General features: G+C 68.1%; 12 protein-coding genes. 9 read left to right on the top strand and 3 right to left on the bottom strand.

Features of this window, described 5'->3' with window-relative positions; translation table 11 throughout:
- Positions 1-31 precede the first annotated feature (31 nt).
- Positions 32-646 carry a DUF938 domain-containing protein gene (locus ACEF39_RS00550; RefSeq protein ID WP_500286587.1) on the bottom strand — a complete coding sequence of 205 codons (615 nt, stop codon included), beginning with the start codon at positions 644-646 and terminating at the stop codon, positions 32-34.
- Positions 647-1,410: 764 nt separating this feature from the next.
- On the opposite strand from ACEF39_RS00550, the gene ACEF39_RS00545 reads away from it, so the two are divergent.
- Genes ACEF39_RS00545 through ACEF39_RS00505 form a run of 9 tightly spaced genes read left to right on the top strand, consistent with a single transcriptional unit; the run spans position 1,411 to position 13,750 of the window.
- Positions 1,411-3,042 (top strand): TldD/PmbA family protein, encoded by a 1,632-nt coding sequence (locus ACEF39_RS00545; RefSeq protein WP_500286586.1) that lies wholly within the window; start codon positions 1,411-1,413, stop codon positions 3,040-3,042.
- 27 nt (positions 3,043-3,069) lie between these two features.
- Complete coding sequence (locus ACEF39_RS00540) at positions 3,070-4,704, top strand: TldD/PmbA family protein (protein ID WP_500286585.1); 1,635 nt, start codon at positions 3,070-3,072, stop codon at positions 4,702-4,704.
- A gap of 21 nt (positions 4,705-4,725) precedes the next feature.
- The gene (locus ACEF39_RS00535) at positions 4,726-6,060 is read left to right on the top strand and encodes a TldD/PmbA family protein (RefSeq protein ID WP_500286584.1); all 1,335 of its coding nucleotides are present in this window, start codon (positions 4,726-4,728) and stop codon (positions 6,058-6,060) included.
- Positions 6,060-6,767 (top strand): DUF4159 domain-containing protein, encoded by a 708-nt coding sequence (locus ACEF39_RS00530; protein ID WP_025876014.1) that lies wholly within the window; start codon positions 6,060-6,062, stop codon positions 6,765-6,767. Before ACEF39_RS00535 ends, ACEF39_RS00530 begins: the two co-directional genes overlap by 1 nt.
- A gap of 13 nt (positions 6,768-6,780) precedes the next feature.
- Positions 6,781-7,764, top strand: a complete 984-nt coding sequence (locus tag ACEF39_RS00525) for an AAA family ATPase (RefSeq protein WP_500286583.1) — start codon at positions 6,781-6,783, stop codon at positions 7,762-7,764.
- Positions 7,765-7,771: 7 nt separating this feature from the next.
- The gene (locus ACEF39_RS00520) at positions 7,772-8,668 is read left to right on the top strand and encodes a DUF58 domain-containing protein (RefSeq protein ID WP_500288066.1); all 897 of its coding nucleotides are present in this window, start codon (positions 7,772-7,774) and stop codon (positions 8,666-8,668) included.
- Positions 8,665-9,786 (top strand): BatA domain-containing protein, encoded by a 1,122-nt coding sequence (locus ACEF39_RS00515; protein ID WP_500286582.1) that lies wholly within the window; start codon positions 8,665-8,667, stop codon positions 9,784-9,786. Before ACEF39_RS00520 ends, ACEF39_RS00515 begins: the two co-directional genes overlap by 4 nt.
- Positions 9,783-11,948, top strand: coding sequence for a hypothetical protein (locus tag ACEF39_RS00510; RefSeq protein ID WP_500286581.1), 2,166 nt, complete (start codon positions 9,783-9,785; stop codon positions 11,946-11,948). Before ACEF39_RS00515 ends, ACEF39_RS00510 begins: the two co-directional genes overlap by 4 nt.
- Complete coding sequence (locus ACEF39_RS00505; RefSeq protein WP_500286580.1) at positions 11,945-13,750, top strand: hypothetical protein; 1,806 nt, start codon at positions 11,945-11,947, stop codon at positions 13,748-13,750. The genes ACEF39_RS00510 and ACEF39_RS00505 overlap by 4 nt, the downstream gene beginning before the upstream one ends.
- Positions 13,751-13,871: 121 nt before the next feature.
- On the opposite strand, the gene ACEF39_RS00500 is transcribed toward ACEF39_RS00505, so the two are convergent.
- Both ACEF39_RS00500 and ACEF39_RS00495 read right to left on the bottom strand, forming a co-directional pair.
- Positions 13,872-14,546 (bottom strand): hypothetical protein, encoded by a 675-nt coding sequence (locus ACEF39_RS00500; RefSeq protein WP_500286579.1) that lies wholly within the window; start codon positions 14,544-14,546, stop codon positions 13,872-13,874.
- A gap of 37 nt (positions 14,547-14,583) precedes the next feature.
- On the bottom strand, positions 14,584-15,114 hold the full coding sequence (locus tag ACEF39_RS00495; RefSeq protein WP_500286578.1) for a hypothetical protein: 531 nt from the start codon (positions 15,112-15,114) through the stop codon (positions 14,584-14,586).
- Positions 15,115-15,273 lie beyond the last annotated feature (159 nt).

Below are 15,273 nucleotides of genomic sequence, written 5' to 3'. Positions count from 1 at the left end.
TTGCCGGCCAGCGGCCGGCACTACCGGTGATTCACCCCAACCGCCACAGCAGCAGGCGGTTGTTGGACGGCATCGCCACATCCCCCAGGCGGGTAAAGCCGTTGTCTGCGGCCAGCGCCTGCACCGCTTCGCTATCGCGGATGCCGCTGCACGGATCACGCGCCTTCAGCCAGGCATCGAACTGCGCGTTGCTGTCGCTGGTGTAGCGACCGCCGTAATTGAACGGGCCGTACACCGCCAGCAGCGCGCCGTGGCGCAGCAGTGATCGCAGTGCGGCGAACAGCGCCTGCACATGCTCCCAGCTCATGATGTGCAGGGTATTGGCACTGAAGGCAGCGTCGAACGTGGTGCCCTCCGGCAAGCTCAGGCCGGGCCCTGGCGGCAGTTCCACCTGCAGCGCCACCGGCGGCAGCAGATTCAGCAGTGCCGCCTCCGCGCGCCAGGCCTCGATGCCGGGCAGATGATCCGGATGGTCGCTGGGCTGCCAGCGCAGCCAAGGCCAGCGCTCGGCGAAGAAAGCAGCATGCTGGCCGGTGCCGCTACCGATCTCCAGCACCCGGTGGCGATCGCCCATCCACGGGTCGAGCGCAGCGGCGATCGGTTCGCGGTTGCGTTCGCAGGCTTCTGAATACGGCTTGCTCGACATCGAGACGGCGTCCAGGCGGGATCGGCCTCATTGTGCACGAGGGGGTTACTGAGCAGGGCTGCGCCCTGCACCCGCCGAAGCGGTAGTGCCGGCCGCTGGCCGGCAACATCAACAGCAAAAGCGGGCTTCCTGCGGGGTGGCGGGGTGGGTCCGGTGGCGGGGGACGCTGCAAGTACGTCCCTGTAAGCTCGGTCGCGCCTTGCTCGTGTCCGCTGTCCTGCGCACACGGCAAGACCGGGGTTGGGCGTCCTGCCCAACCCGCCGGAGGCATGCCTCCGGCCCGTGGCGCTCACGCCCCCGCAACCGGACCCACCCGCTTTCGACAGATTTCTGCGATCTGTTGGAACGGCTCTTGGGGTCAGATCCGTTTTCCTGCGGAAAACGGATCTGACCCCGGATTTATTTCGATACCTGACAGATGTGCCGACCAAGGTCGACACCTACCAACAGCCGCGGAGATCTGTCAGAGGTGGGGCGGTGTCGGATTGCGGGGTGTCCGCGGCATGGATGCCGCGGCCAAGCCTACAGGGACGTACTTGCGGCGTCCCCGCAATCCGACACCGCCCCACCATCCCACGGACAGCCCTCTTTTGACGTTGACGTTGCCCTGGTTTGAAGCAGGTGCAGGGCTGCAAGCCCTGCCAAAACCCTCCCCTACCATGACTGCAGTCACTTGCCCGAATGCCCGTTGATGGCGAAAGTCGAGGAGTTGACGTGATCGGATCGGTCCTTTGCCGGCCGCACGGAAGTGAGAGAGAGACGCTGTGCAACGACGTGAGTTCCTGGCATTTTCCGCTCTGGGCCTGGCGGGCCTGGTCCTGCCGCATTCGCGGCTGATCGCCGCCGAGCAGTTGCTGGCCCCGGTCGACCCGGCCAAGCGCCGACGTCTGGCCGAGGTTGCCCTTGCCGCCGCGCGCTCGGCCAAGGCCAGCTACTGCGACGTGCGCATCGGCCGCTACCTCAACCAGTCGGTGATCACCCGCGAACACCAGGTCGGCAACGTGACCAACCGCGAATCGTCCGGCGTGGGCGTGCGGGTGATCGTCAACGGGGCCTGGGGTTTCGCCGCCACCCACCAGCAGACCGAAGCGGCGGTGCGCACCGCCGTCGAACAGGCCACGGCCATCGCCCGCGCCAATGCCAGCATCCAGACCCGGCCGGTGCAGCTGGCGCCCACTCCGTCGGTAGGCGAGGTGCGTTGGCAGACGCCGATCCGCCGCAATGCGATGGAAGTGCCGATCCAGGACAAGGTCGAACTGCTGCTGGCGCTCAATGCGGCCGCGCTGAATGCGGGCGCCGACTACATCAATTCCACCCTGTTCCTGGTCAACGAGCAGAAGTACTTCGCTTCCAGCGACGGCTCGTTCATCGACCAGGACATCCACCGCATCTGGCTGCCGTTCACCGCCACCGCCATCGACAAGGCCAGCGGCAAGTTCCGCACCCGCGCCGGCCTGTCCTCGCCGATGGGCATGGGCTACGAATTCCTCGACGGGGACGCGCGTGGCAAGGTGCAGCTGCCCGGTGGCATCACCGCGTACCGCGATTCCTACGACCCGGTCGAGGACGCCATCGCCGCCGCCCGCCAGGCGCGCGAGAAGCTGAAGGCGCCCTCGGTGAAACCCGGCAAGTACGACCTGGTGCTGGACCCGTCCAACCTGTTCCTCACCATCCACGAGAACGTCGGCCATCCGCTGGAGCTGGACCGCGTGCTCGGCTACGAAGCCAACTACGCCGGCACCAGCTTCGCCACCCTGGACAAGCGCGATGCCGGTTTCCGCTGGGGCAGCGACATCGTCACCTTCTTCGCCGACAAGACCCAGCCGGGCAGCCTTGGTGCGGTCGGCTATGACGACGAAGGGGTGAAGACCCAGCGCTGGGATCTGGTGCGCGACGGCATCCTGGTCGACTACCAGGCCACCCGCGATGAGGCGCACATCCTCGGCCGCGACGCCTCGCATGGCTGCAGCTATGCCGACTCGTGGTCCAGCGTGCAGTTCCAGCGCATGGCCAATGTCTCGCTGGCGCCGGGCAGGAAACCGCTCAGCGTCGAAGACATGATCAAGGACGTCGAGAACGGCATCTACATCCACGGCCGTGGCTCCTATTCCATCGACCAGCAGCGCTACAACGCGCAGTTCGGCGGCCAGCTGTACTACCAGATCAAGAACGGAAAGATCACCGGCATGGTCGAGGATGCGGCCTATCAGATCCGCACGCCGGAGTTCTGGAACGCCTGCACCGCCATCTGCGATGAGCGCGATTTCCGCCTCGGCGGTTCGTTCTTCGACGGCAAGGGCCAACCCGGCCAGGTGTCAGCGGTCTCGCATGGTTCGTCCACCACCCGTTTCAACGGCATCAACATCATCAACACCGCGCGCAGTCTCGGCGCTTGAGCCACCCGTTCTTCATGGAGAGCAGCCTTGCACAGACGTGACTTCCTGGCCCTGACCGGGCTTACCGCTGGCGGCCTGATCGTGCCGTCGTTCTTCGGCAAGGCGATCGCCGCCGAGCAACTGCAGTCCAGCCTCGACCCGGCGCTGAAAAAGCGCCTGGCCGACGCCGCCCTGCAGGCCGCACGCAGCGCCGGCGCCACCTACTGCGACGTGCGCATCGGCCGCTACCTGCGGCAGTTCGTGATCACCCGCGAAGACAAGGTGCAGAACGTGGTCAACACCGAGTCCACCGGTGTCGGCATCCGCGTGATCGTCAACGGCGCCTGGGGCTTTGCCGCCACCAATGCGCTCAGCACCGCCGACGTGGCCCGTGCCGCGCAGCAGGCGGCGGCGATCGCCAAGGCCAACGCGGGCGTGCAGACCGCGCCGGTGCAGCTGGCCAAGGCGCCGGGCGTGGGCGAGATCAGCTGGAAGACGCCGATCCGCAAGAATGCGATGGAGGTACCGATCAAGGAGAAGGTCGACCTGCTGCTGGACGTCAACGCCGCGGCGATGGGCGCCGGCGCCAGCTTCGTCAATTCGATGCTGTTCCTGGTGAACGAGCAGAAGTACTTCGCCTCCACCGACGGCTCGTACATCGACCAGGACGTGCACCGCATCTGGGCACCGATGACGATCACCGCCATCGACAAGGCCAGCGGCAAGTTCCGCACCCGCGAAGGCCTGTCCGCACCGATGGGCCTGGGCTACGAGTACCTCGATGGCGCAGCGGCCGGCAAGGTGCTCACCCCCAATGGCGTGGTGAATTACGGTTCTTCCTACGACATGAAGGAAGACGCCATCGCGGCGGCCAAGCAAGCGCAGGAAAAGCTGAAGGCGCCGTCGGTGAAGCCGGGCAAGTACGACCTGATCCTCGATCCGTCGCACACTTGGCTGACCATCCACGAATCGATCGGCCACCCGCTGGAACTGGACCGCGTGCTTGGCTACGAAGCCAACTACGCCGGCACCAGCTTCGCCACCCTGGACAAGCGCGAGCAGCATTTCCAGTACGGCAGCGAACACGTGAACATCTTCGCCGACAAGACCCAGCCGGGCAGCCTCGGTGCGGTGGCGTACGACGATGAAGGCGTGAAGTGCAAGCGCTGGGATCTGATCAGCAACGGCAAGCTGGTCGACTACCAGACCATCCGCGACCAGGCCCACATCCTCGGCAAGACCGAATCCGATGGCTGCTGCTACGCCGACTCGTGGTCCAGCGTGCAGTTCCAGCGCATGGCCAACGTGTCGATGGCGCCGGGCAAGTCGCCGCTGAGCGTGTCGGACATGATCAAGGACGTGGAGAACGGCATCTACATCATCGGTGACGGTTCGTTCTCGATCGACCAGCAGCGCTACAACGCGCAGTTCGGCGGCCAGCTGTTCTACGAGATCAAGAACGGAAAGATCACCCGCATGCTCGAAGACGTGGCCTACCAGATCCGCACGCCGGAGTTCTGGAACGCCTGCAGCGCCGTCGCCGACGAGCGCGATTACCGCTTGGGCGGTTCGTTCTTCGACGGCAAGGGCCAGCCCGGCCAGGTATCGGCGGTCTCGCACGGGTCGTCCACCGCGCGCTTCAACGGCATCAACGTCATCAACACCGCGCGCAGCCTCGGCTGACCGGTCAGGAGCCTAAGAATCATGAGTATCTTCACCGAAGCACAAGCCAAGGCCATCCTCGACAAGGTCATCGCTCTGTCCAAGGCCGATGAATGCACCGCCGTGCTGGCAGGGTCGATCAACGGCAACATCCGATTCGCCCTGAACAATGTTTCCACCAGTGGCATCGTCGACAACACCGAACTGGCCGTTACCGTGGCCTTCGGCAAGCGCGTGGGCACCGCCTCGATCAACGAGTTCGACGACGCCGCGCTGCAGCGCGTGGTCCGCCGCGCCGAAGACCTGGCCCGCCTGGCCCCGGAGAACCCGGAGTTCATGCCGGCCATCGGCAAGCAGACCTACCGCCCCAGCCCGACCTTCAGCGAATCCACCGCCGCCATCGATCCGGCCTTCCGCGCCAAGGTCGCCGCCGATTCGATCGCGCCGTGCCGTGGCAACGGGCTGATCGCCGCTGGCTTCCTCGAAGACGGCCAGGGCTTCTACGCCACGGCCAACAGCAACGGCAACTTCGGCTACCAGCGCACCACCAACTTCGATTACACCTGCACCGTGCGCACTGAAGACGGCCGTGGTTCGGGCTGGGTGGGTCGCAACCTGAAGGATGCGGCCGACTTCAAGGCCGACCAGGACATCCGCATCGCGATGCGCAAGGCGACCGAGTCGCAGGAAGCCAAGGCGCTGGAGCCCGGCAAGTACACGGTGATCCTGGAGCCGGCCGCGGCTGCGGGCCTGATCAGCTTCATGATGAACTTCTTCAGCGCGCGCTCGGCTGACGAAGGCCGCAGCTTCCTGTCCAAGAAGGGCGGCGGCAACAAGCTGGGCGAGCAGGTCTACGATCCGCGCGTGAACATGCACGCCGACCCGTGGCATCCGGATGCGCCGGTGCTGCCGTGGGACAACGAAGGCATGCCGCGTGAGCGCATCGCCATCATCGAGAACGGCAAGGTCGCCAACCTCGACTATTCGCGCTTCTGGGCACAGAAGCAGGGCAAGACCGCCAAGGCCACGCCCGGCAACCTGCTGATGAGCGGTGGCGAGAAGAACACCGCCGAGCTGGTGCGCGGCACCCAGAAGGGCATCCTGGTCACCCGTACCTGGTACATCCGCATGGTCGACCCGCAGACCGTGCTGCTGACCGGCCTGACCCGCGATGGCACCTTCTACATCGAAAACGGGCAGATCAAGCACCCGGTGAAGAACTTCCGCTTCAACGAATCGCCGGTGATCATGCTCAACAACATCGAAGAGCTGGGCAAGCCGGTGCGCGTGGCCGGTGACGAGTCCAGCTTCGTGATGATGATTCCGCCGATGAAGTTGCGCGATTTCACCTTTACCTCGTTGTCCGACGCGGTCTGATGGATCGCCGGGCCTGCCTGCGCTGGTTGGCCGCTGCCGCTTCGGCGGCGGCGCTGCCGGCATGGGCGCAGGCAGGCCCGCGCAGTTCGCGCTACGACTTCTGGTTCACCCGCCTGCAGTACGACTCCGGCGACTGGGATGTGGACGCGCGCATGCCGTCCAACCTGATCACCTCGCTGATCGACTACACCTCCCTGCGGGTGGACCCGCAGGAACGCGTGGTGGCCTTGGCCGACCCGCGCATGCTGGAGGCGCCGTTCTGCTATCTGGCCGGGCACACCCTGGTCGAGTTCAACGCCGCCGAACGGCAGAACTTCGTGCGCTACGTGCGCAATGGTGGCTTTGTTTTCGTCGACGACTGCAACCACGATATCGACGGCCTGTTCGCCACCTCGTTCGAGGCGCAGATGGGCCGGCTGTTCGGGCCGAAGGCGCTGCAGAAGCTGCCCAACAGCCACGCGCTGTACCGCAGCTTCTTCCGCTTCCCCGACGGCCCGCCCGCGACCAGCTTCGAGCTCAACGGCTGGGGCGATGACCTGGTACACGACTACCTGAAAGGCATCGAGGTCGACGGTCGGCTCGGTCTGCTCTACAGCAACAAGGACTACGGCTGCGAGTGGGACTACGACTGGCGCAACAAACGTTTCCTGGCCGAGGACAACACCCGCTTCGGCGTCAACATCGTGATGTACGCATTGAACAATTGAACGGACCACGCCCATGACCTCCCCCGACCTCGATTCCCTGCTGCCGCGCCTGCACGATCTGCGCGCTGCGCTCGCCCACGCCGTGGTCGGCCAGCACACGGTGGTCGAGCAGTTGCTGATCGGCCTGCTGGCCGGTGGCCACTGCCTGCTGGAAGGCGCGCCGGGGCTGGGCAAGACCCTGCTGGTTCGCTCGCTGGGGCAGGCACTGGAGCTGCAGTTCCGGCGCGTGCAGTTCACCCCGGACCTGATGCCCAGCGACATCCTCGGCACCGAACTGCTGGAAGAAGACCACGGTACCGGCCATCGCCATTTCCGCTTCCAGCAGGGCCCGATCTTCACCAACCTGCTGCTGGCCGACGAACTCAACCGTACCCCGCCCAAGACCCAGGCGGCGCTGCTGGAAGCGATGCAGGAACGCACGGTCAGCTACGCCGGCACGACCTACACGTTGCCGGCACCGTTCTTCGTGCTGGCCACGCAGAATCCGATCGAACAGGCCGGTACCTATCCCTTGCCCGAAGCACAGCTGGACCGCTTCCTGCTGCACGTGCTGGTCGACTACCCCAGCGAAGAAGAGGAGCGGCAGATCCTCGAACAAACCACTGGCGGCGCCACTGAAAGCGTGCCGAAGGTGATGGATGCCGAAGCGGTGATCGCGCTGCAGGCGGCAGTGCGCCAGGTGCATGTCAGCCCCGACGTGCTGGCCTGGATTACCCGCCTGGTCCGCGCCAGCCGTCCCGGCGAGGGCGCACCGGCGGCGATCAACCAGTGGGTGAAATGGGGTGCGGGCCCGCGTGCCGGGCAGTCGCTGGTGCTGGCCGCCAAGGCGCGCGCACTGCTGCAGGGACGTTTCGCCGCCACCCGCGAGGATGTGCAGGCGCTGGCCGCACCGGTGATGCGCCATCGCCTGCTGCTGTCCTTCGCCGCCGAGGCCGAGCAGAAGCGGGCTGATGATGTGGTCGCCGCACTGCTGCAGGCCGTTCCATTCCCGGGTTGATCCACTGGTGACCGCCGGCACGCCGCTGCTGCTGCCACCCGACCTGCGTGCGCGGCTGCGTGCGCTGCGGCTGTGGCCACGCCGGGCCAGCGGTGCAAGCGGCATCGGCCAGCATGCCAGCCGCAGCCGCGGTGCCGGCCTGGAATTCGCCCAGTACCGCGCCTACGAACCCGGTGACGAACTACGCCAGATCGACTGGAAGTTGTACGCACGCTCGGACCGCTTCTTCGTGCGCGAATCCGAGCGCGAAAGCCCGATCACCGTCTGGTTGCTGCTTGATGCCACTGCCTCGGCGGGCCAGGCCGACCGCGCGGCACCGGCTCGCAGCCGCCTGGATCACATGCGGCAACTGGCAGCCTGCGTGGTCGAGCTGGCGCTGCAGCAGGGTGATCGCTTCGGCCTGTTGGCCATCGACGGCGAAGGCCTGCAGCTGGTGCCGGCCGCACATGGCGCGCGCCAGCGCGACCGCGTGCACCTGCAACTGCATGCCCTGCAGGCGCGTGGCGGATGGCCGGCCGCCGAGCGCCTGCGACCGTTGTGGGAGCGCGTGCGCCCCGGCGATCTGCTGCTGGCCATCGGCGATGGTTTCGATGACGCGGGCATCGTGCTGCTGGAGCAGCTGGCCAGCGCGCGCCGCGAGGTGATGCTGCTGCAGGTGCTGACCGCCGACGAACGCGATTTCCCCTTCGACGCAGGCCATCGTTTCCGCGATCCGGAAACGAGCGAGGAACTGCTGGGTGATGGCGCCGCGATCCGCGCCGACTACCTGCAGCGCTTCGCCGAGGCCCGCGTCGCGCTGCAGTCGCGGTTGCAATCCAGTGGCATCGCCATCGCCACCGGTTGGCTCGACCAGCCGCTGGATCAGCCGCTGCAGGCGCTGTTCGGCCGCAGGGGCGGCGCATGAGCCTGCTGTTCCCGCTGGGCCTGGCCGCGCTGGCCGCATGGCTGTTGCCACTGCTGATCCACCTCGCCCGTCGTCATCCCTATACGCCGCTGGATTTCGCTGCGCTGCGCTGGCTGCGCGCCCAGCTACGACCGCGCCAACGCATCCGCTTCGATGATTGGCCGCTGTTGCTGGTGCGCCTGCTGTTGCTGGCCGCATTGGCCCTGCTGCTGGCACGCCCGGCGCTGACCGGTCCTGCACCGGTGCCAGCAGCGTGGACGGTGGTGGCACCGGGCCTGGACGCGACCGCACTGCGCGGCAACGCTGATGCGCGCAACTGGCATTGGCTGGCGCCGGGCTTTCCACCCATCGACCAGCCCACGCCGATGGACTCGGCTTCGCTGCCCAGTCTGCTGCGCGAGCTGGATGCGCAGCTGCCCGCCGGCACCGCGCTGACCGTACACGTACCCGATCCCTTGCCCGGCCTTGATGGCGTCCGCCTGCAATTGTCGCGCGAGGTTCAGTGGCAACCACACACGCTGGCCGTCACCGCAGCGCCGCGCACCTCCGTGGCACCACGCCTGCGTACGCGCAGCGATGCACCGGCGGCTGCGCAGCACTGGCTGGGCGCGTTGCAGCGCGCGTGGAGCGCGCAAGCGCTTGCGGCTCCCCTGGCCGACGATGCGTTGCCGGGTCACGGCGAGATCGGCGTATGGACCGGCAGCGATGCGCTGCCTGGCACCTGGCAGCGCTGGCTGCAGCAGGGCGGCACGGTGCTGACCGCTGCCAAGCCGCCAGCGGGTGCGGCCGTCCTGCTGCGTGATGCAGACAATGCACCGCTGCTGTGGCAGCAGCGCATCGGCCAGGGCCGCCTGCTGCATCTGCCCGGCGAATGGAACGTGGCCCGCAACCGTACACTGCGCGATGGCGGCCTGCCGCGCGACCTGTTGCAGGCCCTGCAACCGCCATCGACCCCGCACCTCGGTGATGCGCAGGACCAGGCGCCACGTCGCGCGACGTTGCCTGCGGCAACGCCGCCCCTGCGTGAACCGACCTCCTGGCTGCTGCTGATGGTCGTGCTGCTGTTCGCGCTTGAGCGCTGGATGGCGAGCAGCGCGCGACGCAGGGCTGCGCCATGAAGACGCTGCAACAGGCATGGCAGCGCGCACGCCGACGCCACGCGGCGATCACCCTGCTGCTGGGCCTACCGTGGGCGCTGGCATCAGCGGTACTCGCGCTGCGCCTGTCCGGTTTCGATATCGCCTGCGTCGTGGCGACCGTGGCCCTGCTCTTCATTGCGGCCGTGGCAACGACCCGCGCCCGGCAGCTGGACCGGCGCTGGCTGCAGCGCAGGCTGGATGCCAGTGGTGCCAGCGAAGACAGCGCCGACCTGCTGTTCGCCGATGTCGCTGCGCTCAACCCGTTGCAGCAACGCCAGCGCACGCACGTGCTGGCGGCGCTTGAACGCAATCTCCCCGAGCTGCGACCACGCTGGCCGCGCAGGGCAGTGGCGGCGTGCTGGATCGGCGGCATCGCCGTCGCTGTGCTGGCACTGGGTTGGCCGCACAACACGGTACCGCGCACTGCCGCCCTTGCGACACCGCAAAGCAACGCCAAGGCCGGTCCGCTGCGCCTGCAGTCCACCCGCCTGCGCATCGATGCACCGGCCTACACCGGCCAACCCACGCGTACGCAGAACGCGCTCGACGCGAAGGTCGACGCCGACAGTCGCCTGTCCTGGTCGCTACGCTTCGACCGTAAGCCCAGCAAGGCCTGGCTGCAGTTCCACGATGGCCGTCGCCTGCCATTGCGCGAGCACGACGGCGAGTGGCAGGCACAGGACGTGGCGCGCACCCCGCTGCTGTATCGCGTGGTCAGCGAACCGGTGCTGGCCGACACCCGCCTGCATCGGCTCGACGTGGTCGCCGACCGTGCACCCACGGTGCGCGTGATCGACCCTGCTGCCAGCCTGGTGCTGGGCAGCCCCGGACAGCGGCAGTGGGCGCTGCGCTTCGAGGCCAGCGACGATCATGGCGTCCTCCCGCAGGCGACGCTGTCGATCACCACCACCCAGGGCAGCGGCGAGAACATCACCTTCATCCGGCGCAGTGTGACCCTCAACGGCAGCGGCGAGGCCACGGCACGGCGCTTTGCCCACACCCTCGACCTAGCCGCTCTGGGCGCACAGCCCGGCAACGATGTGATCGCCCAGCTGGAAGTGCGCGACAACCACGCGCCGACAGCACAGGTCGGCCGCAGCAGCAGCGTGATCCTGCGCCTGCCCAGCACGGAGGCGGTGCTCGGTGCCGAACTGGAAGGCCGCATCAAGAAGACCCTGCCTGCATACTTCCGCAGCCAGCGGCAGATCATCATCGATGCCGAGGCGTTGATCCGCGAACGCCGGAGCGTGGTCGCCGATACCTTCGTCAAGCGCAGCGATGCGATCGGCGTCGACCAGCGCATCCTGCGCCTGCGCTACGGCCAGTTCCTGGGCGAGGAAAGCGAGGGTGCGCCGAAGCCTCCGCCGACCAGCGACCTGCCTACCAGCGATACGCCCGCGACCGACGCACACGATGACGAGCATGAGCACGATCACGAGGCGCAGGCCGGCGCGCACGACGAGCACGGGCACGACCACGGCGGCGCGGCCAGCGGCAGCGACACGCCACCGGTGTTCGGCAGCGCCACCGACGTGCTGTCCGAGTACGGGCATACCCACGACCACGCCGAGGCGGCGACGCTGCTTGACCCGCAGACGCGCGCCACGCTGAAGGCGGCACTGGACCAGATGTGGTCGGCCGAGGGCGAGCTGCGCCAGGGGCGCCCCGAGCAGGCGCTGCCGTTTGCCTACAAAGCGCTGGCGTTCATCAAGCAGGTGCAGCAGGCCGAGCGCATCTACCTGGCGCGCGTCGGCCCGGAGCTGCCGCCGATCGACGAGAGCCGACGCCTGAGCGGCGACCGTGCCGGGCTGGCCAGCCGCGCATTGCCGCTGGCCGCGCGCACGCCCCTTGACCCGGCCGTCGTCGAGGCCTGGCAGCGATTGGGCGACGATGCCAGCACGCCCGACCTGGACATGCTGGCCGCCTGGCAGCAGCGCAACAGCGCGTTCCTCCCCGATGCACTGGACCTGGCTGCCGCCATCGAGCAACTGCGCATCGAACCGGGCTGCGCCGAGTGCCGGCAGCGCCTGCGTGCGCAGCTGTGGCGCGCACTGCAGCGGCCACTGCCGCAGGTGATGCGACGCAGTGCAGCCGATGTCATGGGGCAGCGCTACCTCGACGCGCTGGAGGCACAGCCATGAGCACACCGGCATTGAACGTATGGATCGCGGTCGCGCTGGGGCTGATCGTGCTAGTCACCAGTGCGCGCCAGCTGCGTTCGCCCACGCGGGGTCGCGGCCATCTGATCGCCGTACTCACGCTGCAGGCCGCGGCCGCTGCGCTGCTGTACGTCTGCCTGCTGCCGCCATCACAACGCGTTGCCCTGACGGGCCTGGTGGTGATCGGCGCCGAGGCCGACAAGGCGGGTGCACTGCCGGCCGGCGCCACCCAGGTGCTGCTGCCGGAAGCAACGGACGTGGCCGGTGCAGCGCGCGTGCCGGACCTGGCCACCGCATTGCGCCGTTATCCGTCCTCCACGGTGACCCTGGTCGGTGCCGGCCTGGCCGCGCGTGATCGCGATGCCGCACTGCCCACCGACACGCGCTGGCAGGCAGCCCCTGCACCCATTGGGTGGATCGCTCTGCAGCCGCCTGCGAACGCAGCTCCCGGTGCGCGCTTCGATGTGCACGCACAGGCACGCGGTGTGGAACGTGCGCAGGCCGAGCTGCTGGACCCTGCCGGCGCGGTGGTCGATCGTGCACCACTGGCGGCCGATGGCCGTGTTCAGCTTAGCGGCGTCGCCCGCGCCGAAGGCCGTAGCGTGTTCCAGCTGCGCCTGCTGGATGCGCAGGGCCATGTTGCCGACAGCGTGCCGGTGCCGCAACAGACGCTGGCCGCCGCTCCGCTGCGCCTGCTGGTGCGTTCTGCCGCACCGGGCGCCGAACTGAAGTACCTGCGTCGCTGGGCCACCGATGCCGGCATCCGCATGCAGCTGCAGGCCGAGACCGGTGCGGGCCTCAGCTTGGGCGACGGCAACGTGGCGTTGGACGCGTCCACGCTGGCACGCAGCGACCTGCTGCTGCTCGACGAACGCAGCCTGGCCGCGCTCGGCACCGGCCAGATGGCGGCCGTGCGCCAGGCCCTGCGCGACGGCCTTGGCCTGCTGGTACGCAGTACCGGCGCGCCATCGGCCAGCGCACGGCAACGCCTGCGCGATCTTGGCCTGCCCTTGCAGGGCGATGCCGGCAGCCAGATCGCGGCGATGCCCGCCGAAGGTGACGCCACGATGCTGCAGGCACGTCGCGGGCCCCTTGCCGCCGGCACCCTGCCCACCGGTGATGGCGAAGAAGCGGACCGCGCGTCCCACGCAGCAGCACTGCCGGCGCTGGAGTACCTGGCACTGCAGGCTGACGACAGCCGCGCCCTGCTGCGGGATCGCGACGGCAAGGCCATCGGCGGCTGGCGCGCCGTCGGCAAGGGTCGAACCGGGGTACTGCCGATCACTGACAGCTGGCGCTGGGTACTGGCCGGTCGCGAGGATCGCCATGGCGAGTTGTGGAGCTCAGTGTTCGCCACCTTGTCACGCGCGCAGGCTGGTACCGAAGGCCCATGGTCGCCACAGGCACTGGCCTGGGCAAGCGAACGCCAGTCGCTGTGTGGCGTGCAGGCGCCGCTGCAAGCCTTCGACACACACGGCAAGGGCGTGCCGCTGATCGTCGACAGCGGTACCGGCGCGGCGCGATGCGCAGGCTGGTGGCCGCGCCAAGCCGGTTGGCAGCGCCTGCAGTATGGCGACCGCACGCACTGGCGCTACGTGTTTGATCCGAAGCAGGCCTCGGCGCTGCACCGGCAGGCGATGATCGATGCCACCGCGCAGCGGCTGGCTACATCCGCACCGGCTACCGCGCAGGCGGACCAGCGCGTGCCGGGGTCGCGCTGGCCGTGGTGGTTGGCGTTCGTGCTGTGCGCATCGCTGCTGTGGTGGTTGGAGCGACGGCGTTGATCCCGGGGTCAGAGCGCTTTCGCATGCGAAAGGGATCCGACCCCACCGATTGGGTCGCAGACACCCTCCACGCATGGCGTGGATCTACTGACGCCATGCGTGAATCGACGGAATGCGCCGTTCAACGTTTCGCCGCGCGCCGGTACACACCATTGAAGCGCACGTTCATGCCGCCGCACTCGCTGTTGTCGGCCACGATCAGCACGTCCCCCAGCAGCTGCGCGTGCACCGTGCAGGTGTCCTCCACGAAGTCGACCTGGGCACCACGCGGCGCCGCCTGCGCGCTCACCGCGCCGATGTTCGGGCCGCCCGGGCGTTCGGCCAGCGTCGGGTTGGCCGAGGGCCAGTAAGCATCGCCTTCCACGTGCAACTGGCCGTCACGCACGCGGATGCGCAGGCCGTTGTCACTGTCCTTCCAGTCTCCCGACCAGGCCTGCAGCGAGGGCGCGGGCACCCGAACCGCCTGCAGCTTGCTGCGATCCACCCAGCCTGCGCTGCCACCCACCTTGTTCGGGAAGAACGCGCAGCGGTAGCCGCCAAGATCGCGCCCGGTCACCACCGTATCGCCGCTCACCACGTAGCTGCGCTGGCGGCATGCGGGTTCGCCTTTCGCGGGGCAGCCGTCCATGTCACCCAGCAGGTAAAGGCGCGGCGTGCCGATCACCTTGGCGAGGGCGAAGCCCGATTGCTCCGAAGGAAACGCGCCATTGCGGCAGGAACCGCCATCGGTCAGGTCGCTGGCCAGCGCAGCAAGCGGGCTCAGCGTGGCAAGCAGGAACAGGGAACGCAGCAGCATCCGGGCAGCCTCGAAGGGAAGGCCCGCAGGATACCGCCTACTTCTCCGGCGGTGCGCCGCAACCGTCCTGCTGCGCGCAGAACTGCAGCGCGCGCCGTTGCTGCTCCGCGCTCAGTTGCGGTGGCGGCCGCGCGATGGCCGACTGGATCTGGTCCGGTCCGCCGGTAATTTTGTTCAGACCCTTGGCCGCTGCCATCACGCCCTTGACCACGCCCATCATGATGTAACCGCCGCCCATGCTGACCTGCTCGGGCGAGGGCGGCTCACTCCAGTCGCGGCTGAAGCGGTTGTTCTCCGCGCGCATCGGGTTCTTGAAGCGGTACAGGTCCAGCGGCTGGTCGTCTTCGGGCTTGAGCGCACGCACTTCGCCCAGCGTGGTGACGTTCCCCTGCGCAGGCGGGGCGACCACGCGCGCGTCATCAGCAGCGGGCGGCACGGCAGGCGCCGGTACGGGATCAGGCGTGGGCACGGGCACGGCCGCCGGCGTCGTCTGCTGCGCGTGCGCGATGCCCGCCAGCAGCATGCCGGCCAGAAGTGCTCCCTGCGTTGCCCGTTTTGCCACAGCCATGATCCTTGCCTGTTGCGTCCAGGTGTCGAGGATACGGGTGCGGGCTTCAGATTTCGTTGGAGGCGCCGCCGGCGTTCAGGGAGTGTCCCGCATCACCGATGCGCGGCCAAGGCGCCGAAGTTTGCAACGAACTTCATTCCCCCAGCCAGGGCGGGGCCT

Source organism: Stenotrophomonas indicatrix, from assembly GCA_041545745.1.
GTDB lineage: Bacteria > Pseudomonadota > Gammaproteobacteria > Xanthomonadales > Xanthomonadaceae > Stenotrophomonas > Stenotrophomonas indicatrix_A.
The sequence above is the reverse complement of the archived record's forward strand: the minus strand, read 5'-3'. Positions and strand labels throughout refer to the sequence as shown.

Coding starts and splice junctions, on each gene's coding strand:
- ACEF39_RS00500 (WP_500286579.1), bottom strand. CDS start 14,546: ATGCTGCTGCGTTCCCTGTTCCTGCTTGCCACGCTGAGCCCGCTTGCT.
- ACEF39_RS00495 (WP_500286578.1), bottom strand. CDS start 15,114: ATGGCTGTGGCAAAACGGGCAACGCAGGGAGCACTTCTGGCCGGCATG.
- ACEF39_RS00535 (WP_500286584.1), top strand. CDS start 4,726: ATGAGTATCTTCACCGAAGCACAAGCCAAGGCCATCCTCGACAAGGTC.
- ACEF39_RS00550 (WP_500286587.1), bottom strand. CDS start 646: ATGTCGAGCAAGCCGTATTCAGAAGCCTGCGAACGCAACCGCGAACCG.
- ACEF39_RS00525 (WP_500286583.1), top strand. CDS start 6,781: ATGACCTCCCCCGACCTCGATTCCCTGCTGCCGCGCCTGCACGATCTG.
- ACEF39_RS00530 (WP_025876014.1), top strand. CDS start 6,060: ATGGATCGCCGGGCCTGCCTGCGCTGGTTGGCCGCTGCCGCTTCGGCG.
- ACEF39_RS00505 (WP_500286580.1), top strand. CDS start 11,945: ATGAGCACACCGGCATTGAACGTATGGATCGCGGTCGCGCTGGGGCTG.
- ACEF39_RS00515 (WP_500286582.1), top strand. CDS start 8,665: ATGAGCCTGCTGTTCCCGCTGGGCCTGGCCGCGCTGGCCGCATGGCTG.
- ACEF39_RS00510 (WP_500286581.1), top strand. CDS start 9,783: ATGAAGACGCTGCAACAGGCATGGCAGCGCGCACGCCGACGCCACGCG.